This is a genomic window from Dysgonomonas massiliensis (genome assembly GCF_900240225.1).
GTDB classification, from domain to species: Bacteria; Bacteroidota; Bacteroidia; order Bacteroidales; family Dysgonomonadaceae; genus Dysgonomonas; species Dysgonomonas massiliensis.
Genome location: NZ_OEPV01000003.1, coordinates 235,027 through 257,710 on the forward strand (window position 1 = coordinate 235,027; position 22,684 = coordinate 257,710).

Genomic DNA, 22,684 nt, shown 5'->3' on the forward strand with positions numbered 1-22,684 from the left:
CTCTAATCACACAATCCGCAAGTATAATCAATACATTTTTTTGACAGAAGAAATAAATATTACAAAATCGAAACAGAGACTACGAAATTGTTAAAATACAATTCAATACATCTTGAAATGAAAATCTAAGAGATATTTCAGAATGAACTTTTGAAAAAAAATATTCTTTCCAGCACACCCTTTCTCTCGAAATAATGTTTTGGAAAGAATATCCAAATATAAACTCAAACAAAACAAGAATTTCTAATCTATATAATCAATCGATATACGATTTAGGAATGCCACAGTTTTATGTATCTCCTTATACATCACAATATCATCTTTAATAAAAGAAACTTCCTTGCGATATTCTTTCAGGAAACGCTCTAAAATCGGCGAAGTCTTAGCCGGACGACGAAACTCTATACCCTGAGCAGCGTTCATCAGCTCGATAGCCAAAATATGATTCAGATTATCTATGATCTTATGTAGTTTCGTTGCAGCATTTGCACCCATACTCACATGATCTTCCTGACCGTTAGACGAGACAATCGAATCGCTAGAAGCTGCATAACAATACATCTTATTTTGACTAACCATGGATGCAGATGCATACTGAGGAATCATAAGACCAGAGTTTACTCCCGGATTGGCAACCAAAAATTCAGGTAATCCACGTAAGCCCATGATCAACTGAGAAACTCGACGTTCTGATATATTACCAAGCTCGGCAAGTGCTATAGCAAGAAAATCGTAAACAATAGCTAAAGGCTGACCATGAAAGTTCCCTCCCGATACAATTTTATCCTCATCTGGAAAAATTGTAGGATTATCAGTCACCGAATTTATTTCAGTTAGTAATACCGAAGCCACATACTCCATTGCATCTTTCGTGGCTCCATGAACCTGGGGAATACAACGGAAAGAATATGGATCTTGTACATATATCTTATCGCGTGATATTAATTCGCTTCCGTCTAGTAATTTCCTAAAATTAGCGGCAGTTCTTTGCTGACCTTTATGAGGACGAACAGTGTGCAGACCTTCGTAAAACGGATCAATCAAACCATCGAATGCTTCTAACGATAAAGCTGCAATCAAATCAGCTTTCTTCGACAATTTGAATGCTCTAAGCATAGCAAAAACACCATTAGCACTCATAAATTGCGTTCCATTCAACAAGGCTAGACCTTCTTTGCTCATCAAATGAATCGGTTTCCAACCAAATTCATCCAGAACACTCATAGCCTCCCGTCTTTCGCCACGATAATAAACATCTCCTGCTCCAATAAGAGGCAAGAATAAATTTGCCAATGGAGCTAAGTCGCCCGAAGCTCCGAGAGAACCTCTATCGCAAACAATCGGAATTATATCATTATTGAAGAAATCAATAATACGTTGAACTGTAATAACCTGAACACCACTATATCCTAATGATAACGCATGTGCTTTCAATAACATCATCAACTTGACAACAACTGTCGAGATTTCACGGCCTACACTACAGGCATGCGATTTAATCAAATTTTCCTGAAGTTGAGTCAACTGATCTTCCGATATACTGATATTACACAGCGAACCAAATCCGGTTGTAATTCCGTACAAGGGTTTCTTCGAAGCAGCAATCTTCTGATCAAGATAATCTCGACATTTCTGTATACGATCTCTCGCTTCGGGAGCTAGTTCAAGCTTCAGATTATTATTTATTATTTCTTCGATGATCTCGAAAGTGAGATCACCCGAACCTACGTAATATACGTTTTTCATAAACTACAATATTTCGTTTACTTTTTTCAATAAGGCTTGCTCTTTGGCAATAGCATCTCTTTCCAATTGGGCACACTCAGATTGCATTTTAACAACATATGCTTCATCTTTGATTGAAGACAGATTGATTTTCACATTCAAGATTGCAGCCAGAACAGCTGTACGAGCAGTCATCATACTCACACAAGCATCAGTCACTGCATTCTGATTTCCATGCTCGGCAACTACTTCGATAGTTTCCATTATTGTAAATGCTTTACGAGCAACTGACATAGGTACCTCAGCTGCTACCTTAGTTGCAGCCTGGATAGCTTCGCTACGTTTTGCTTTTTCTTCATCGGTTTCTTTCGGCAGTTTGAATGCAGCAAAAACTTCGTTGTAAGCATCCGAATCAGCATCTATATCTTTGATAAATCCACCTTGGTAATGATTTGCTGTCTGAATAACTTCTTTCATCAGACTTTCTTTGTCTTCGTATTTTTTCTTTCCTACTGTAAGGTTAGCAACCATTTCTGCCAACGAAGCTGCAATAGCAGCATTCAGCGCAGCAATACTACCTCCACCCGGAACAGGATCGCTACCAGCTGTTTTAGCTAAGAACTCTTTTATTGTTAAATCTACTAACATATGTTTTTCATTTATTTAGTTTTATATTTTAATTTTCTTTCAATCAGGTCTATTTCACGATCGAGATTCTGATTGAAATTTTCTTTTTTCTTTTTATACCAATAGGGATTCTGTAATATCAAAGCTAACTCAATGAGTTCTCTATCATCCAATTCTTCCATATCTTTACCAAACACCTTTCTAATACCTAAATCGTTTTCATCTAATCTTTTAATAACATAATAATCAAGGCATCGTTCCTTACTAATCTTAGATTCGACGAAAGATACGAGTGGCATTATTTCAAATGCGCTGGTATATTTCGGATAGATTGCCTCATATACAGCTTCTCGACAAGCACAATAACCCCCATTACTGGAACGATGTATGAAAAAGTGTTGAGAAAAATCGGGTTTTAGCGTTTTAGGCTTTACTAATTCATATATCTCATAGAAACGATTCCCTAATTTCGGAGAAGTTTCTATTTCTTTTATGATATATTCCCTATCCTCTTTATCAATAATAAGATAAGCACCATATTTAAAAGCCATCAATATCCCTATTACAATAATAGAGAATCCTAAAGCCAAAAACAGTAGTACTCTTTTCATCTATAACTCTTTCAATTCGAGTAAACTACTCCGTCTTTTACGACATGCTCAACGATATTCATTCCAATATGATATGGTAAGAATCGATATGAAGGATATTCCAATATCACTAAATCACCTTGTTTACCTACATCAATACTTCCTATTCGATCGGCGCGACCGACAGCTGCGGCTCCATTGATTGTCAAGGCTGTTACTGCTTCTTCGGGAGACAACTGCATATAGATACACGCTAATGCAAATAACAAAGGAATAGAATTAGTAAAACAACTTCCCGGATTCAAATCTGTAGCCAATGCTACAGCACAACCCAAATCGATCATATAACGACCACGTGCATAATGTTCTTTCAATGAAAATGCAGTACAAGGCAATAAGGTAGCTACTACCCCACTCGATGCCATATCGGCAATACCTTCATCCGATGCCTGCAACAAATGATCGGCAGATAAAGCTTTCAATTCGGCTGCTAACTCAGCACCTCCGATACAAACAATTTCATCGGCATGAAGCTTCAACTCAAAGCCTAAATCTCGAGCTGCAGTCAGATAACGGCGAGATTGTTCGATATCGAATACATTCTTCTCACAAAAGATATCACAAATCTCAGCCAAATTACGTCTTTTGACTTCAGGCATTACTTCTTTTATCATATAGTCGATAAAATCATCTTCGCGACCTTTATATTCGGCCGGAGTTGAGTGTGCTCCCATAAAAGTGGAAACAACATCAATCGGATGTTGCCGATTAAGCGACTTCATTACTTCTAGCTGTCTCAACTCAGTATCCATATTCATCCCATAACCACTTTTTCCTTCTACTGTGGTAACTCCCATACGAAGCATTGAGCTAAGACGTTTTATTCCTGATTGAAAAAGCTCGTCGAAAGATGCTTTACGCGTAGCATTCATCGTATTGTGTATACCTCCGCCACGCTCCATAATTGACATATATGTATCGCCACGCATGCGCCACGAGAACTCCTCTTCGCGATATCCGCCAAATACAAAATGCGTATGTGAATCTACAAAGCCGGGTAAAACAGCTTTACCCCGAGCGTCTACGACCTCGTGATTGGGATAATTCTCCAGAGGCGGACAGTCCGAGTCTTTACCTACAAAACGGATCATTCCTTCGGTAATGATAACTGTTCCATTTTCGATCACAGAAAGATCAGACATTTCCTTTCCTTTCTTTGCCGCAAATCCGGAACAAGTCACCAACTGACTCGCATTTTTTATAATAACATTTCCTTGTTTCATAAGCTCTGAATTATTCCATCAGATGAGTCTCAAGCACTTGTTTTGTCGAGAAATCTTCTAATCCAAGATAATAGGCAGCTGTATCTATCAATGCATCCATCGGAACAAGACCGATAATCTCTGCCCCAACAATTGTTACTCCATAACGCTGTGCTTCGAAGCGTACCATTTCATGCGCACGATATATAGCAGTTTTAGTAAAGTCTGTCAGATTCATTGACACCTGAACGATGCCTCTGTCAGTCAATTCTACGCCCATTGCTTTACAGAAGCGAAGACCTCCACCTAAGAAGCGTACTTTCTTAGCAATAGCATCAGCTATCTCTAGTTTATTAGTATTCAGATTCACGTTATAAGCTACTAAAGGCATACGTGCACCAATTACTGTTGCTCCAGCTGTCGGATGCGGTTGATCTGGCCCAAAATCAGGTTTCCACTCGGGTTGAGCCATTTTATCTTTCAATCCTTCAAATTCACCTTTACGGATTTTCGCCAGATTTTCACGATCTGGACTAGACGCTGCTTTTTCATACAGATACATCGGAAGATTATAGCGTTTAGCTGCTTCTTCGGCAACTTCTTTCGACATAGCGACAGCCTCTTCCATCGTTACGTTACGAATAGGGATAAACGGAACGACATCAACAGCTCCCATACGAGGGTGTTGACCACTATGCATAGTCAGATCTATAATTTCGACAGCTATACCTATTGCTTCCAGAACCGCAGCTTTCAGAGCTTCCGGTTCGCCCACTACAGTTACGACCATACGATTGTGATCTTTATCTGTACTATAATCTAAAAGCTTTACACCCTGTTTGGCACGAAAAGCATTTGCTATTTTTTCTACTTTTTCAAGATCGCGTCCTTCACTAAAATTTGGTACGCATTCTACTATTTTTGCAGTACTCATGTCTGGTTATTTTATTTGGTATTATTGGTTACAAAGTTTCTTTACTAAATCTTCATCAGCCACAAATGGCATTGTGATATGGTAACCGTCGGCATGCGACTGATTGAAAGCTTCCGTCGTTTCCATAGCATTCTCGTTACGAGCCCACGAACGACGTGCAACTCCACCCATTACATCCCACAACATAGCCGAACGGATAATTTCATCGGCACGTTCACTTCCATCGCATACCATACCGAATCCGCCGTTTATTGATTTTCCGATACCTACACCACCCCCGTTATGAAGAGCAATTAGGCTCATACCACGTGCTGCATTGCCGGCAAAACATTGCACAGCCATATCAGCCATTACGTTGCTACCATCTTTTATATTAGCAGTCTCACGGAAGGGCGAATCTGTTCCACTAACATCATGATGGTCACGCCCAAGCATAATAGGTCCTACTTCTCCATCACGAACCAGTTTATTGAATCGCAAGGCGATATTCATTCGTCCGACAGCATCCTGATACAAAATACGAGCTTGTGTACCTACTACCAGTTGGTTCTTTTCTGCATCGCGAATCCAATCGTAATTATCTTTATCCTGACCTCTGCGAGTCGGGTCTATGCACTCCATAGCAGCTTTGTCTGTCTTAATAAGATCTTCGTGTTTACCACTAAGACATACCCAACGGAATGGACCATAGCCATAATCGAATAATTCAGGTCCCATGATATCCTCAACATAAGAAGGCCAAATAAATCCATCTTTTTCGTCGATACCATTTTTCGAGATCTCCTTCACTCCCGCATCATACATTGCTTTCATGAACGAGTTACCATAATCGAAGAAATAAGTGCCTTTATCCACTAGTTTTTTTATTACTTTAAAATGACGGCGAAGCGACTCATCGATCATTTTTTGGAAAGTTTCACGATCTTCTTTCAACAAGCGTGTACGTTCTTCGAACGAAATTCCAGCAGGACAGTACCCACCTTCGTATACTGCATGACAAGATGTTTGATCCGATAATAGAGGTATATCAATATTATTCTTATCAGCATATTCTAACAGATCGATTATATTTCCATGATAAGCGATCGAGCACGGGCGTTTATCGGTCAAAGCCTGAGTAGCCAAATCAAAAATTTCCTTCAGATCACTTGACACATGATGTACCCATCCTTGAGTATGACGAGTCACTATTCGTGAATAATCAACTTCAGCAACTATCGAAACAGCACCTGCAATATCTGCAGCTTTCGGTTGAGCCCCGCTCATACCTCCTAAACCTGAGGATACAAACAGATATCCTGCTAGATTCTTATCTTGAGGAATGCCTAATTTCTTGCGTCCTGCATTCAATAGTGTATTAAACGTTCCATGAACAATTCCTTGCGGACCTATATACATCCAACCTCCTGCTGTCATTTGTCCATAATTGGCCACACCCATCTGAGCTGCAATTTCCCAATCTTTCTGATTATCGAACATACCGATCATCATCGAGTTGGTTATTATTACACGTGGAGCATCGGGTTTCGATTTAAATAATCCTAGCGGATGACCTGATTCAATTACAAGAGTCTGCTCATTAGTTAATACTTCAAGATATTTCTTGATCAACCGATATTGCATCCAATTTTGACAAACCTGACCTGTTTCACCATAAGTCACTAATTCATAAGGATACAGAGCTATATCGAAACAAAGATTATTATCAATCATTACCTGAAAAGCTTTTCCTTCAATACAATGACCTTTGTACTCGTCTATTGATTTCGGGTAAATATCTCCTTCCGGTCGATAACGATATCCGTATATACGTCCTCTCGTACGAAGTTCTTCTAAAAATTCGGGAGCAAGTTTTTCATGTAATTCAGAGGGAACATATCTTAATGCATTCTTCAAAGCAGTCTCAGTCTGAGCCGAAGTCAAGCAATAGCCTCTGTCGGGAGCGCGACGTATCCCCTCTACAAATGAGGGATAATTCGGCAACTGATTGTCGAGTCGTATTTTCATGATATATAGATTCTAAGTTTATTCTCCTAAGATAGAATATATATTTCAAAATGTAAAGGTATTTACATAATTTAGCAAGTAAAAACTGACATTTTCACACAGAACACACATGAAAACAGAAGCATCCACACAACAGGTGCTCCAATCTCAGTCTCGAAATCCTCAAAAATAACAAAAAGACACTTCTACTGATTGGAAAATAACATAATTCCAAACAAGCTCATTAGAATTAGTTAAATGCATAATACACCTTATTATTTGCCCAAGCGACTATCATCAACTTCTTTATATTTTTTCGCTTTATATCCTCCAAAACTCCAAACAAAAGATATATTAAACGAACTTTTCTCTCTTTGCTTCATCAATTGATATTGATTTCCATAGTCCAATTTCAAAGGTCGAGGAATACTATTTCTTACTATGTTATTATATTTTGCAACAATATACATTTTACCATTGATATTCCATTTCAAGCTGCTATTTAAGCTCCACATCGGCCCTAGACGATAAACTCCTTGTCGCGCATTAGTCTGATAAAAAACATCAAACTGGAATGCTAGATTTTTCGTTATATTAAGCGTATTATTAAGCATTACAACTGCACTATACGAAGTATAATCGAAAGATGAGCCATAAAAGTCTTTTATTTCCTCATCCGAACGCATGGCTTGAAGCAGTAATCTATTATTGTATATTTCACCAAATTTGAAGTTAGCAGTAAACATTATTCCCGATCGAAGCAAATAATCATAGTTTTCATATTTATATACCAATTTTAATTCATCTTCGCTCAAATGTGGTAGCTGAACAAAATAATCGGGTATATACTGCATAAAAGCCATCAACGTATATTTACGATCACGCATATACATTAATTGACCTCTGAAAACTTTACTTGGCTTCAGTTCAGGATTTCCTTCAATCTGCGAATACGAGCTCATATTTGCAATTTCTGGATTAATAGCCCAATAGGAAGGATAGTTTTTATCGCTTGAAAAACTCAGTTGAAACATGTTTCTTTCACTCTGGTTATATGTAAAAGACAGATTCGGAAACAACGTCCAATCATCCCAAAGAGTTGTTTTAACCTTATTTTTAATATAATCAGCACGGAAGTATTCTAACTTGAGAGAGAAATTTGCCGATAATTTATCATTAAATTTATATACACCATCAACGAAACCAGTACCAGTATACTCCTTTTGCTTACTAACCAATCGCAAACTGTCACGATCAATATATACATCATTTTCATCTCGAACTTTGTAATGTATACTCGAATTCGAGTGATTATAACCGCCATTAAGTCCATAATTTAATTCAAAGGCAGATCCAAAATTGACTCCATGGTTTACGAAAGCCGACCATCGTGCTATTCTTTGATTCGAATTATTGATATAGCCGGACAGTAATGAATTATTAGAAACTATCGAATCCGTATAATTTTGTGTTGATGGATTACCATAAAATGTATATTCTCCTCCCAACTGTAACTTTCTATTAGTATATTGTATGTAACTATTATGAAGTTGATCTCTATCTCTACGACGATTAGAACTTTCTATATTATAATTTAAAGTATCCATGTAATTTGTATTACCCACACGACGGACTATATTTTTATTCAGATCTGTGTAATAAGCTAAGACCAAATTACTTTTATCATTAAACGTATAATCTAAACCTAATCTTAAATCTCCACTCAAATGATTTCCTCTGCCACTTGTATTTTCATCAACTTCAACCATACGATCCTTTAGTGAATGGCGTGAATATGAAATCTCCTCCTGCCAATTCTTACCGGAACTGATATTAGTAAACAAATCAATACGCAAATTATCCTTATTATAAGATAAGCTTAATCTACCTATGCTTGTCGCAAATACCGATTGCTTATAATTTACCATTACCTCACCCGTAAAAGGGACTTCTAACGCAGCTTTATCTAGTACAACATTTATCAATGCACCTTTTACATTATATTTTGCTGGAGCGTTATACATAACATCCACCTTCTGTATAGAAGAAGCTGGAATACTTTTCAGCATACTTACAATCTGACTCATTGTCATAGTGCTAATCTGCCCATTAATAACAATATTCAACTTATCAGTTCCAGCTAAAGACAACTTTTCTTCCACAGCCATTACACCTGGAATTTCTTTAATAATCTCATAAGCATTCAATACTGTACGCTTCGAAGCAATCAACTTTGCATCATACGATAATGCGTTTCCCTCCATACGCACTAATGGACGCTCTGCCACCACCTCAATATCTTTTAGGTTGATATCTTTCTGCTTAAGTACTATCAATAAAGGCTGTAACTGATCGGTAGATAAACTAAGTGTATCTGCTTCATACAAAATATGCTGCAATATTAATTGATACTCGTTACCTATTGTACCAATTCTAAAATGACCTACACTATCGGTAAAAACTACATCAGAATGCTTTCTATCAAGAGTCTGTAACAATACAGTAGCATATTCAACAGGATGTTTCTCTTCATCAACGACACACCCTTCTATCCAAATATTTTGAGCAAGAAGGACTTTAACTATACATAGAAATAAAACAAGTACTATTGAAAATCTTCTCATAACGAAAGTGGTTATAATTAGCTGACAACAAATCTACTAAAATTTCGTAGATATAAAACTATAAATAGAATACAATAATTCGAATTAATAATTTTATTTCTTTGGAGGCTAAAAAAGACATAAGACATAACTCCTCATAGCTCAATAACATAAAATATTCTATAAAAAAAATTGTTAGTCCAATATTATTCTTAAATTTGCTGTGCATAAGAGTTCTTTTCTAAATTTCAGACACTAATAGCATCTTCTCCTAGTCTAATACATCTCATTGTACTACACTTCGTTAAGCAAGTATTTTTTCTGCCATTTAATTTTAGTCTTCTTCGTGCAACAATTTATTACATTATTTTTTTTTAATTTTTTTATTTAAGATGAACATTTTTATTGCAGGATTGAGTTACAGAGTTAACGATGCAGATTTGAAAGTACTATTTGATGAATACGGTGAAATTACTACAGCTAAAGTAATTATGGATCGTGAAACTGGCCGTTCAAAAGGTTATGGTTTCGTTGAAATGCCAAATGACGAAGAAGCTCGTAAAGCGATTGAAGAACTAAACGGAGCAGAATACGACGAAAGAACTATCTCTGTATCTGAAGCTCGTCCACGCGAAGAACGTCCACGTCGTGATAACAACGGTGGAGGATTCCGCGGACAACGCGAAAGAAGATATTAATTTTCTGAAAGTATAACTCTAGGATATTAAATCCACAAGATATAGATCTGAAAATATATATTGATAAAAGTTGTAAGAATATCTTACAACTTTTTTTATACCCAGGAATCAGCACTTTAGTTATAATATTTATGACTGATAGACCAATAGGATAAAGATCACAAATAAGCATATAATAATCTAATAATAAACAACTTAAACAAATAGTCTTGAGATATCAATACACTTGTAGGCAACCTACAGCAAGAAAGGAAGAAACAATTTAAGTTTTTGGCTGTTTATAGAGTAGACATTAACAAAAGCAATAATTGCACTGCTAAAACATCATCTGTATATAAATGGAATCTGTTATACATCAAGAATTCGTAAAAAACATAAGAAAGGCTATCCTAAATAAAGAGATGGCCGTAATGAAATTCGAAAAAGACCAAGTTGTTTCTATATTAACTGACATTCTATGCCTTGGGCGTGAAGCAGTTTATAGACGATTAAGAGGCGAAGTGAAATTTTCGCTAGAAGAAGTCTCTCTTATTGCACTAAAACTTGACATATCCATTGACTCACTACTTGGCCTCAAAAGCAAAGAAAAATCAGTTATTGAGCTAAACTTCCTAGATCCAAATGGGTTCATTAAACAATATCATGCCAAGATAAAAGAATATATACATCTGTTCGAGACAATGAATGAGAAGTATGGAGACATTTCGATCTTATCTGCTTTTGACAAGTTACCATATACTCAATATTTACATCACAAGAATTTAGCTAAGTTCAGATTATATAAGTGGGCATACCAAATGAACGCATTGAAACGAGTTCCATTCAATGAATTTACTATGCCCGAAGAAGTTGTTCAGTCTCAAGTCAAATTCGTTTCTACAATTAGAAAAATAAAGGAATACACATTAGTATTAAGCCCCAATATATTTTCATCTTTCATAAAAGATCTAAAATACTTCAGAGAATTAAATCTTTTGACTGATGAAGATGTACTGATTCTAAAAAATGAGCTGATAGCCGTACTTGCCGAAGGAGAAACATTAGCAATAACAGGCGGATTTACTCCAAATAACTATATCAATATATACATATCCGATCTAGACTTCAGTTTTTCTAATATGCTATTCACTTTCGATAGACATTACTACACCTACATTAATGTTTATGATGTAGGGGGAATCGAATCGCAGAACGAAACATTGTGCAAATATCAGGCTAAATGGATTACAGCAATACAAAGATATAGCAAGCTTATTTCAGGAAGCAACGAAATAGAAAGACATCGCTTCTTCGAACAACAAAGACAAATCATAAATGGAATATAATCGTCCAATATATATTGGACGATTACTACTCATTCTTATTTTTTCTTCTTTTTGCTTTTCGAGCTTGTACTCCCTTTAAATAAAGAAGTTAAAACATTTTTTGCCACTGGCACCAAAATAGCAGTAGCCAATCCGCTCCAGAACTTTTTACTCTGAGCGGATTCTTTCTTCTTCTCCTTTTCCTCTGCTCTTTGAATTTTCTCTTGTTCTTTTCGTTCTTTTTCAGCCTGCTTGGCCTGAGCTACAGCCTCTTTATCGCTCAATGTATTTTTCATTTTTTCGTCTAGAATCTCGTAGGCTGATTCACGATCAACGGCTTTTGAATAATGACGGCTCAATAATGATTTCTCTATCATTTGCATACGTTCGCTAGATTCCAAAGGACCAATCTGCGATTGTGGAGGCAAAATTACAGCTCTCTCGACTTGTTGAGGTGCACCTTTCACATCCAACAACGAAACTAATGCTTCGCCCGTTTCAAGTTCGGCAATAGCTTGCTCAGTATCAAATTTGGGATTGGCACGAAAACTCTGAGCTGCTGCTTTCAAAGCTTTCTGATCTTTCGGCGTATAAGCCCTCAGAGCATGCTGTATGCGATTTCCTAACTGCCCCAATACCGAATCAGGTATATCACTCGGAGTCTGAGAGATAAAATATATACCAACTCCTTTCGAGCGGATCAGACGAACAACTTGTTCGACCTTTTCGAGCATCACTTTCGGAGCATCATTGAATAACAAATGAGCTTCATCAAAAAAGAAGACTAATTTTGGCTTATCCATATCTCCTACTTCGGGCAGCACAGTGAACAGTTTAGTCATTAGCCAGACCAAAAAAGTAGAATATACTTTTGGATTATTGATCAGCTTATCGGCTGCCAATATATTTATAACACCTTTATCACCTTCGGTCTGAATTAGGTCGTCAATATTCAAATCCGGCTCACCAAAGAAAAGTCCTACACCTTCATGTTCAATAGCAACCAATCCTCTCTGAATTGCACCTAAGCTAGCTGTTGATATATTGCCGTAAACGGATGTATATTTCGAAGCATTGTTGCTAATATATTCCACAATCTTCTGAAGATCTTTCATATCAATCAAATCCCATCCTTCGTCTTTGGCAATCTTGAACAAGATAGTTAAAACAGCAGTTTGAGTTTCGTTCAACAACAAAAGACGACTTAGCAACATTGGCCCCATATCTGTAACAGTTGCACGTATAGGTGCGCCTTGTTCGCCAAATAGGTCCCAAAATTGAACTGGAAATTTTTGATATTCGAAGCCGTAATCGGCTAATTTATATTTTTCAACGCGCTTCTTTACGCTGTCTTTATTTCCACCGACAGCAGCTACACCAGACAAATCGCCTTTCATATCGGCAGCGAAAACGGGTACTCCCATCTGACTGAAAGTTTCGGCCAAAGTCTGCAAAGTAACGGTTTTACCGGTACCAGTTGCACCAGTTATCAGACCATGACGATTTGCCATCTTAGAGACTAAGCACACATTCTCGGTATCAGATATAGCTATAAAAGCTCGTTTTTCGTTATCAAACATATTATTTGTAGTTTTTAAGCCTTAAAATATTATACAATAATCGTAATCAGTATAAGAAAATCACATTCTTACAGAACCTAAAGCACGATCGTAACAGCAAAAATATAAATTTATAAGTTAATTACTCATTTAATACAAAAATCTTTCGATATGGTTCTTCTTCGATTTACATAAAACAATAATTACAAACACATTAACTCACAAAAAGTGACACTTGTGTACAAAATATCACATTTATATTATTATTGATTTTCATGACACTTATTTATGCCTAATTTACCATATAGATAAAGTTCTCAGCACAATATCCAACAAATACAAAAAGCAAATAATAGTTTACTAAAATCCAGGATTTAAAATACAAGAGAAATAATTAACTTTGAACAAAAAGCCTTGAGATCAATAGACATAGAACGATCATATTTTTCAAGACACTCAATAGTCCTGATTTTACTTGTAGCCATCGCACTGCGAGCGATTATCTCTGTATTGTATGGGCATGAAACTCTCTATCCCGATAGCGAAGGATACCTTGATTTAGCCAAACGACTGATAAATTTCGATCTTGCAGGCTACACCGGCGAACGATCTCTCGGCTATCCGCTCTTACTGGCACTAGCAAACTTATCAAACCCAGCAATTGTTACGATACAGTTTTTTATCGGTATGATCAATCTCTGTGTGATCTATCAAATCTGCATACTTCTAGGCATAAATAAAAAGCACTCAGAAATGCTAACACTCGCAATCTGCTTATATATTCCTGCCATATTTTTCGAATATGCGATACTTTCTGAGACTATGACACTCCTATTTATGTCGCTTCTATTCTATCTAGTACTGAAAATTCTAAAAAGTGACAAAGGGAAAATAACAAACTACCTGCTTCTCGCATTGACTTGCGGAATATTAGTACTCATAAAACCATTCTACATTTTCGTAGGTCCAATACTAGCTATATTAATATATATATCTAAGAAAAAAATTATTCTCGCCTCGTCTATTTTCTTATTTCCGACAATTATTTTCCTCAGCTGGTCAACTGTCAATTTTGTGAATACGGGATACTTTACATCCACTACATTCTATGGATTCAATCTAGCTCAGAATTGTGTCAATTTTGCTGAAAACACAAGTGAAGAGTACAAAGAAATTGGCGAGACGTATGCTAAATACAGAGAAGCCAACGACACAACGGATCTTGAATTAGCTATGACCATCTGGCAAGCCTATCCTGAACTTCAAGCCAGAACGGGACTATCTTTCCCTGATTTATCTAAAAAGCTATTTGATTACAGCATTGTGACTATTAAAATGAATATGGCTGATTATGCCAAACAAGTATTTATCTCGTGGCGCGACTTCTGGAAAACTTCACTGTACTGGGAATACGATAACTTTGCAATAAACGGAAGCAACGTTGTACTTAAATATATTTGTTATGCGGAACGCATTTTACTACAAATCATAAAAATCGCATTTATACTACTTATACCTATTTGTATTATCAGGTCTGTACAACAAAGAAAAGTTTCTTTTCAACTTATAGCTATCACTATTATAGCTTCGGCCTCCATTCTGCAAGCCATGATGACTTACGGAACAAATTCACGCTTCAGCTTTCCTTTCGAAATGATTATGGTTATTTGTGTTGCTTGGGAAATACACCAAAGATTCAATAAACAAAAAAGTTGAAAGCTTACACTTTCAACTTTAATTCTATTTCTGAAATTTCATCTCTGAAATTTTTATCTACTTCCATTTGTTCCCTTACTGTACGGCAAGCATGCAGTACTGTCGCATGGTTTTTCTTTCCTATCAATGTACCAATTTGCGCAAATGGCATCTCGGTATACTGTTTCGACAAATACATTGTCACTTGTCGGGCCTGAACAATTTCTCTTTTACGAGACGCTGTATGAATCAGATCAGGTTTGATATTGTAAAAGTTACAAACAACATCCTGAATAAGATCTATCGTAATTTTTTTCTTCTCAATTTTCTTGATTGCCTGATCAATCACTCTACGAGCCAAAGGAAGATCTATCTCCTTATTGTAAACCAACGAGTGAGCCATAATTGACACGATTACACCTTCCAAGTCACGTGCATTTTCAGTCACATGCTCAGCAATATAATCAATCACATCATTAGGAATAGACAATCCATCTTGAAGAATCTTGTTTTCAAGAATCTTACGACGCAAAGCCTTACTAGGATGATCAATCTTTGTAGTCAATCCCCATCTGAAACGAGTTAATAATCGTTCTTCGATTCCTTTCAATTCTGATGGAGCTTTATCACAAGTCAAAATCAATTGCTTATTGTTCTGATGCAAGTGATTGAAAATATGGAATAATGTATTCTGAGTTTTCTCGATACCGGCCAACTCATGAATATCATCTAATATAAGGACATCAATACCTTGATAGAAATTGATGAAGTCGTTTGTCGTATTATTACGTCCCGCATCAGCATATTGCACTTTAAATAAGTGTGCAGATACATATAGGACACGTTTATCAGGAAACTGCTGTTTTATTTGTTCACCTACTGCATGACACAAGTGAGTTTTTCCAACACCTGATGTACCATGAACAAACAATGGATTGAAAGCTGTTTTTCCGGGATTTTTAGCGATAGCATCTCCCGCAGTACGAGCTAGCTTGTTACTTTCATCCTCATAGAAGTTATCAAAAGAATATTTCGAATTCAATTGCGAATCAAAATCCTCAACAACCTTAGTAAACGGACTAGGAACTTTATTTGCACCACGCGGAGTATATCTATCTACTACTGATGATTTGGCTGTACCTTGATATGTTACATGTGTATTGGTAGTATTCTCTACAAGTACACGATATTGTAACTGAGTACCAGCTCCAATAACGCGATTTATTGTATCACGTAATAAATCCACGAACTTTTCCTCAAGATATTCATAAAAGAACTGGCTCGGCACTTGTATTGTGAACACCTTATCTTTATATGATAAAGGTACAATAGGAAGAAACCATGTTTTGAAAGCTGCCTCAGGAACATTATCCTGAATGACCTTCAAACAGTCAGCCCATAAATATTGAGTATTCGAGTTCATTTTTTTAAATTAGTAATACAATATATCTAAAATCTCAGAGTTTAATTCCTTAGAAGGATTTCCACTTTTATCAGTTCAGGAATGTAAAGTTGTCAATATATTTCATCAAAAAAAAATGCTAATAAATTTGCTTTTCCAAGCCAAGACATTCCCCATTGATTCTCAAAACTTTACAGACCTACAAGAAAAAACAAAACTACAAAGCCACACACCTTAAACAACTATCAGATTGCCAGAAACTTACAACCAACCCAATAAAATAGACGAGCTTTCCCGTCTATCTTAAAAAGCCTCAACTACACTAGTCTTTGGGCATTTTTTATTTTATTTGTTATTTATACGAATTCTAAATAACTACTTTTAAAACACCTTTACATTAATATATCTCGAAGGGTTCTTTTTGACATCTTCAAGTAGCAAAGATGCATTATTTAAGGTAATCATTAAGCTATCATAAAGCTGTCTATCATTCAATAATAAACCTATAGAACTATCTTTCGATTTAAGCTGATCTGACAAATGCTGTATATTAGACATGGTAGCATCCAAGGATGCATATGTAGCTTTTATATCCAGAGACTGAATATCGCCTGTCACTTTAACAAGATCCTTAGAAGACGTTGCTAAATTACCAGTTATCACTGGTACATCTTTATTCAGAGTCGCCAGCATCTTATTTAGTTCGCCAGTTGTATGCGCCAGATTACCCGTAATAACATTTACATTTGAAACCGTACTTGGCAATGTCGAATCGTTAACTAAACGCTGCAACCCAGTCATAATAGAGTCCAATTTCGGTATCAATAAAGCAACCTGAGGAGCTGCCCCACCTAATGCGTCTGTAATACCTTTTGCTCTTTCACCAGGGATTGTATCTTCAGATGTATAATAAGTTGTATTATCGCTCATCTTGATAATAATCTCAGGACTTCCGAGCATCGGATTATCCAATGAAACAACAGAACCGACAGGCACTTTAACACCTTTATGAAGATTTAGTCTTACATACACTTCTTTCATATCATCTTCATGCATCTCGATCGAATGCACTTGTCCTATCTGCAAGCCCTTCGTAGAAACACGCGTTGCTGTCGTCAAACCTGTCACATCTTCAAAAGCTACAATATAGGAATTTGTCGGTCTGAATATATTCACTCCTTTTAGAAAATTTATTCCAAAATAAAGCATAGCTATTGCAGCCAAAAACATTATTCCTATCTTAATTTCTTTCGATCCTTTCATAATTTTTTGTGTGTAATTTTATTTTATTTCAACCGCTTACCATCCTTAAATCGGACAACAAACGCATCTTTAAATTTAACCTTAGCCTCTTTCAGCTTCTTCTGTATCTCCGAGAAATTTGTAGTAGACCCATAAGTGTATTTATAGCCATTTTCATAATAATAACTAACCGGCTTCAATCCTTTAAATCGAGGTGAATTTGCAGGAAGTTTCTTATCCGACAAAAAAATCTGAACTCGATATTCGACTTCCGATTTACTCACTGTTGCCTGAGTAGGTTTTGGTTGACTCTGCGAAGCAATAGCCGGCTGCTCTGCTTGTTTTACAGGCTGACGGCCGACAGATACTAATCCGTTGTTATTTCGCCCATCTTTTTTATCGAATTCTCTCTTATATCGACGAAAACCTTCATAAATTGATTCAGCCATTTTCTTTTGACCAGCCTTGGTATTGAGAAATGCAGCTTCTGTAGCATTATTAATAAATCCTAACTCAATCAAAATACTTGGCATGCTAGGTTTTCGCAACACCAAGAATCCAGCTTGACGAACTCCTCTATCTACACGTTTAGCTCTTGTCTTGAATTGAGTCTGAATAGCCGATGCCAGTTCTAGGCTTTGCTCCATATATTTATTCGACATAAACTCGAATATAATATACGATTCGGGTTGATTAGGATCAAACCCCTCGTATTTTGCAGAATAATCATCTTCAAGCAAAATCACAGAGTTCTCACGCTTAGCAACCTCCAAACTTTCCTCACTACGTGCCAAACCTAAGATATAGGTGTCAGCTCCTTGAGCTGATGTTTTTTTGGCTGCTGTAGAATTTGTATGAATTGAAATAAACAGATTGGCTTTTTCCCGATTGGCTTTTTCAGCTCTTTCATTCAGCGTTAGATATGTATCTTTACTACGGGTATAAACGACCTTTACATCGTTCATGCTAGCCTTGATCATATCACCCAAAGCCAGCGCTACACCCAGATTAATATCTTTTTCTCTAATTTTACCTCTTACAGCACCAGGGTCACGACCTCCATGTCCTGCATCAATAACAACGACAAATTTGTCTGCAGCCGAAAGCATTATTCCGACACAGAGCAAAATCAAAATAAGTTGTATTCGCTTATGCAACATGAATGGCAGTTTTATTAACCTTTATATGCAACTTCGTTAGCTAGAGTTTCGCCAGCAAAGAAACTTCTAATATTTTCGAATGTAGTCCCTGCAATATTTCTCATCGCCTCTTCTGTAAAGAATGCCTGATGAGATGTAAGAATCACATTATTGAACGATAGCAAACGTGCTAATATATCATCCTCCATCACTCTATCCGAGTAATCTTCATAGAAATAAGCACCTTCTTCTTCGTAAACATCAAGTCCTGCAAAACCGACCTTACGGCTGATTAATCCTTCTATCAGATGTCTCGTATTGATCAGCTTACCTCTACCGGTATTGATTATCATGACTCCATCTTTCATTTTAGCGATCGATTCGTCACAAATCATATATTCTGTTTCTTTAGTCAGAGGACAATGCAAAGTAATCACATCCGAAGCACCATAAATTTCATCCAGAGAAGCATAGGTGAAACCTAAATCTTTAGCCGCTTGCTCGTTCGGATAAACATCATAAGCAAGCACATTCATTCCAAGCCCTTTCAGAACACTTATCACAGTTCTTCCGATACGCCCTGTTCCAATCACTCCGACTGTTTTACCATGCATATCGAAACCAAGAAATCCATTCAGAGAGAAATTACCTTCACGCGTACGCAAAAAAGCGCGGTGAACACGGCGATTCAGGCAAAGCATCAAGGCCAATGTATGTTCAGCAATTGCATGAGGCGAATACTCGGGAACGCGTACCACTGTTATACGTCCTGCAGCTGCAGCCAAATCAACATTGTTGAACCCGGCGCAACGAAGCGCAATAAGTTTTACACCATAAGAGCATAGCTTATCTATAGTTTGTGCGTCAACTACGGCATTTACAAAGATACATACAGCATCATAACCCGATGCCAATATAGCATTATGCCGATCCATATGTTCTTTGAAATACTCAATTTCGAAGCCATATTCGGCATTCACACTCTCGAACATAGCCTGATCGTAAGGCTTTGTATCAAATACAGCTATTTTATATGCCATTACTATCTCAATTATTTTTATTTTTTAATCCTATTACCGCCACAAATTTAGGCAAAAAAAATTTAACTCTAATCGATTATCAAATTCTTTGACACAATCGTCACTAAACAATGAAATTAAGAAAAGAATAATTTTTTTTATTCACACGCAATTCCTACATTTGTAATGATTTTTGCTGTCTATGATTGAGAGAGAAAGAAAACTACTAGCCGAATTCGAACTGAGGATGAAGCAATTGATGTATCTATGCGATACATTAAAGACAGAGAATCAAACTCTCAGAAATCAACTTGCCAACAAAGATGCTGAAATAAGCAATCTGCAAGACGAGATAGCACAGCTCAAATATAAATATGATAATTTAAAATTCGCTCGGGCACTTACTTCTGGCAATAACGAAGAAGCTCAGGAATCGAAAAAAAGATTATCAAAATTAGTGCGAGATGTAGAAAAATGTATCGCTCTGTTGAAGGGTTAAAATATAAAAGACAGTGGAGATGGACGAACATTTAATAATCAGTCTTAGAGTAGCTGACATGAGGTATCCCCTCAAGGTAAAACGCAAAGATGAAGAAATTTACCGCAAAGCAGCAACAGAAATAGACCGGAAAATAAGTCAATATAAAAGGAGTTTTGCCAACAATTCGAATCAATCGCTCCGCCAATTGGACTATGTAGTAATGACAGCCATCCAATCGGTAGCCGAAAAAGCTGAACAAGAAGTTCGGGCAGATTTATTCGAACAAAAGATATTAGAATTGACATCCGAATTGGATGATTATTTGAAAAAGAACAGGTAGACACCTTCTGTAAAGGTTTACTTAAAGCATTAAGCACTAATCATGATATGGCTAAAGTCATATGCATGTTTGGTGCTTATTTTATTATAATTATTGTTGAACATTTTTTTAATTTAAACTAAGAATAGAAATGGATATACTTTTTTATGCAGTAGCTCTACTGGTCGGCATACTGATCGGATGGCTTATATTTAGCGCTATCGCTAAATCGAAAGCCAAAAGTCAGCTCGAAGAAGCCGCGAAGGAAATAGAGGTTATGAAAAAGAATAAGCTTCTCGAGGTTAAAGAACAGGCTCTTCAGATGAAAGCCGAATTCGAAGAACAAGCGACAGCTCGCAACGCGAAGCTACAGTCGGCAGAAGCTAAAGCTAAACAACGCGAACTAGTACTTAACCAAAGACAAGAAGAACTTCACCGCAAAAAACAAGAAGCTGACGCTGTAAAAGCGAATCTTGACAGCCAGTTAGAAATACTTGAGCGCAAGAACCTTGAATTGGACAAACTTCACAAACAAGAAATCGAAAGACTAGAAGCTCTTTCTGGACTATCGGCTGAAGAAGTTAAAGAAAAACTAGTTGAAGCTCTTAAGGAAGAAGCTCAGACAAACGCACAGTCTTACATCAACGAAATGATGGAAGAAGCTAAGATGACAGCTAACAAAGAAGCTAAACGCATCGTAGTACAATCGATCCAACGTCTGGCTACAGAAACCGCTATCGAAAATGCAATTACTGTATTCCACATCGATTCGGATGAAGTAAAAGGTAGAATCATCGGTCGCGAAGGTAGAAATATCCGCGCACTGGAAGCTGCCACTGGTATTGAGATAGTAGTTGACGATACTCCGGAAGCAATTGTACTTTCAGGTTTCGATCCAGTACGCCGCGAAGTTGCCCGTTTGGCACTTCACCAATTGGTTGCCGATGGACGTATCCACCCGGCACGTATCGAAGAGGTTGTTACTAAGGTCAAGAAACAAATCGAAGAAGAGATCATCGAAACTGGTAAGCGTACAGCTATCGATCTTGGTATTCATGGACTACACCCTGAGTTGATCAGAATGGTAGGTAAAATGAAATATCGTTCATCATACGGACAAAACCTACTACAACATGCTCGCGAGACTGCCAACCTATGTGCTATTATGGCTGCAGAGCTTGGTTTGAACGTCAAGAAAGCAAAACGCGCTGGATTGTTACACGATATTGGTAAGGTGCCTGATGATGAGCCAGAATTACCTCACGCATTATTAGGGATGAAGCTTGCAGAAAAATACAAAGAAAAACCAGACATCTGCAATGCTATCGGTGCTCACCACGACGAAGTAGAAATGACTACACTTCTTGCTCCTATCGTACAAGTTTGTGACGCTATATCAGGTGCTCGTCCTGGAGCTCGTCGCGAAATTGTTGAAGCATACATCAAACGTTTGAACGATTTGGAACAAATGGCTCTATCTTACCCTGGTGTATTAAAAACTTACGCAATACAAGCAGGTCGCGAACTTCGCGTTATTGTAGGAGCAGACAAAGTGAGTGATGTTGAAACAGAAAAATTATCGAACGATATAGCGAAGAAAATTCAAGACGAGATGACTTATCCTGGACAAGTAAAGATCACTGTCATCAGAGAGACTCGTTCTGTAAGCTTTGCTAAATAATCTGATTTTCAAAATCAATTTATTAATACAGCACAAAAAGCCGCTAAGATTTATTTCTTAGCGGCTTTTTTATTCATCCATCGCTAGCAGAACATTATGACTGCATTTTTAACACGAATAAAACTTATTACACTATAAAATTTATACCTTTGCAATCAGAATATGGTGAATCGTTTGTATTCTACATTCGATGAGAGGGAATTTGGTGAGAATCCAAAACAATACCCGTTGCTGTATGCCGGTTTTGTCATAAAAGACAAAACTCACGAAAACTTCATACCACTGGCCATTTTAGGCTGGGAAGGTTCGATAGGCAAAGTCAGAAAACCTGCCATAAGAAATATTCGTAGTCTCGGGATTAAGACTCGATAATTTGTTATATATCACTTTTATTTTTGATCGAATTGGCATAGAATCA

18 protein-coding genes and 1 riboswitch are annotated in these 22,684 nt (G+C 36.9%); of the genes, 6 read left to right on the forward strand and 12 right to left on the reverse strand.

Annotated features, from left to right (window positions below; translation table 11 throughout):
• Positions 1–243 precede the first annotated feature (243 nt).
• The 7 genes from hutH to C1A06_RS04580 form a co-directional block, all read right to left on the reverse strand.
• Positions 244–1,746: a histidine ammonia-lyase gene (gene hutH, locus C1A06_RS04550; protein ID WP_101689054.1), complete on the reverse strand. Its 1,503-nt coding sequence runs from the start codon at positions 1,744–1,746 to the stop codon at positions 244–246.
• A 3-nt stretch (positions 1,747–1,749) separates the two neighbouring features.
• Positions 1,750–2,373: a cyclodeaminase/cyclohydrolase family protein gene (locus C1A06_RS04555; RefSeq protein WP_101689055.1), complete on the reverse strand. Its 624-nt coding sequence runs from the start codon at positions 2,371–2,373 to the stop codon at positions 1,750–1,752.
• Positions 2,374–2,384: 11 nt separating this feature from the next.
• The gene (locus tag C1A06_RS04560) at positions 2,385–2,963 is read right to left on the reverse strand and encodes a hypothetical protein (protein WP_101689056.1); all 579 of its coding nucleotides are present in this window, start codon (positions 2,961–2,963) and stop codon (positions 2,385–2,387) included.
• Positions 2,964–2,974: 11 nt separating this feature from the next.
• On the reverse strand, positions 2,975–4,225 hold the full coding sequence (gene hutI / locus C1A06_RS04565; RefSeq protein ID WP_101689057.1) for an imidazolonepropionase: 1,251 nt from the start codon (positions 4,223–4,225) through the stop codon (positions 2,975–2,977).
• 10 nt (positions 4,226–4,235) lie between these two features.
• A complete protein-coding gene (gene ftcD / locus C1A06_RS04570) occupies positions 4,236–5,138 on the reverse strand; it encodes a glutamate formimidoyltransferase (protein ID WP_101689058.1) in 903 nt (300 codons plus the stop codon).
• Between the two features lie 21 nt (positions 5,139–5,159).
• Positions 5,160–7,145, reverse strand: coding sequence for a urocanate hydratase (gene hutU, locus C1A06_RS04575; protein ID WP_101689059.1), 1,986 nt, complete (start codon positions 7,143–7,145; stop codon positions 5,160–5,162).
• Between the two features lie 254 nt (positions 7,146–7,399).
• Positions 7,400–9,748 (reverse strand): outer membrane beta-barrel family protein, encoded by a 2,349-nt coding sequence (locus C1A06_RS04580; RefSeq protein WP_101689060.1) that lies wholly within the window; start codon positions 9,746–9,748, stop codon positions 7,400–7,402.
• A 371-nt stretch (positions 9,749–10,119) separates the two neighbouring features.
• Between C1A06_RS04580 and rbp the strand changes: the two genes are divergently transcribed.
• Complete coding sequence (rbp, locus tag C1A06_RS04585; protein WP_101689061.1) at positions 10,120–10,425, forward strand: RNA-binding regulator; 306 nt, start codon at positions 10,120–10,122, stop codon at positions 10,423–10,425.
• 338 nt (positions 10,426–10,763) lie between these two features.
• Entirely contained in the window at positions 10,764–11,750 is a 987-nt protein-coding gene (locus tag C1A06_RS04590; RefSeq protein ID WP_101689062.1) for a helix-turn-helix domain-containing protein, read from the forward strand.
• 35 nt (positions 11,751–11,785) lie between these two features.
• On the opposite strand, the gene C1A06_RS04595 is transcribed toward C1A06_RS04590, so the two are convergent.
• Positions 11,786–13,309: a helicase HerA-like domain-containing protein gene (locus C1A06_RS04595; protein ID WP_101689063.1), complete on the reverse strand. Its 1,524-nt coding sequence runs from the start codon at positions 13,307–13,309 to the stop codon at positions 11,786–11,788.
• A gap of 393 nt (positions 13,310–13,702) precedes the next feature.
• On the opposite strand from C1A06_RS04595, the gene C1A06_RS04600 reads away from it, so the two are divergent.
• Complete coding sequence (locus tag C1A06_RS04600; RefSeq protein WP_245872001.1) at positions 13,703–15,004, forward strand: glycosyltransferase family protein; 1,302 nt, start codon at positions 13,703–13,705, stop codon at positions 15,002–15,004.
• Positions 15,005–15,008: 4 nt separating this feature from the next.
• On the opposite strand, the gene dnaA is transcribed toward C1A06_RS04600, so the two are convergent.
• The 4 genes from dnaA to C1A06_RS04620 form a co-directional block, all read right to left on the reverse strand.
• The gene (gene dnaA, locus C1A06_RS04605) at positions 15,009–16,406 is read right to left on the reverse strand and encodes a chromosomal replication initiator protein DnaA (RefSeq protein ID WP_101689065.1); all 1,398 of its coding nucleotides are present in this window, start codon (positions 16,404–16,406) and stop codon (positions 15,009–15,011) included.
• Positions 16,407–16,766: 360 nt separating this feature from the next.
• Positions 16,767–17,648 carry an MlaD family protein gene (locus tag C1A06_RS04610; RefSeq protein ID WP_245872002.1) on the reverse strand — a complete coding sequence of 294 codons (882 nt, stop codon included), beginning with the start codon at positions 17,646–17,648 and terminating at the stop codon, positions 16,767–16,769.
• Between the two features lie 23 nt (positions 17,649–17,671).
• Positions 17,672–18,787: an N-acetylmuramoyl-L-alanine amidase family protein gene (locus tag C1A06_RS04615; RefSeq protein ID WP_185116812.1), complete on the reverse strand. Its 1,116-nt coding sequence runs from the start codon at positions 18,785–18,787 to the stop codon at positions 17,672–17,674.
• Positions 18,788–18,801: 14 nt separating this feature from the next.
• Positions 18,802–19,806, reverse strand: coding sequence for a 2-hydroxyacid dehydrogenase (locus tag C1A06_RS04620; protein WP_101689067.1), 1,005 nt, complete (start codon positions 19,804–19,806; stop codon positions 18,802–18,804).
• A 181-nt stretch (positions 19,807–19,987) separates the two neighbouring features.
• Between C1A06_RS04620 and C1A06_RS04625 the strand changes: the two genes are divergently transcribed.
• From C1A06_RS04625 to rny, 3 genes are all read left to right on the forward strand, one after another.
• Positions 19,988–20,284: a coiled-coil domain-containing protein gene (locus C1A06_RS04625; protein WP_101689068.1), complete on the forward strand. Its 297-nt coding sequence runs from the start codon at positions 19,988–19,990 to the stop codon at positions 20,282–20,284.
• Between the two features lie 19 nt (positions 20,285–20,303).
• Positions 20,304–20,606, forward strand: a complete 303-nt coding sequence (locus C1A06_RS04630; RefSeq protein WP_101689069.1) for a cell division protein ZapA — start codon at positions 20,304–20,306, stop codon at positions 20,604–20,606.
• A 130-nt stretch (positions 20,607–20,736) separates the two neighbouring features.
• A complete protein-coding gene (gene rny, locus C1A06_RS04635; RefSeq protein ID WP_101689070.1) occupies positions 20,737–22,266 on the forward strand; it encodes a ribonuclease Y in 1,530 nt (509 codons plus the stop codon).
• 153 nt (positions 22,267–22,419) lie between these two features.
• Positions 22,420–22,616, forward strand: a riboswitch (cobalamin riboswitch).
• The last annotated feature ends 68 nt before the right edge of the window (positions 22,617–22,684 follow it).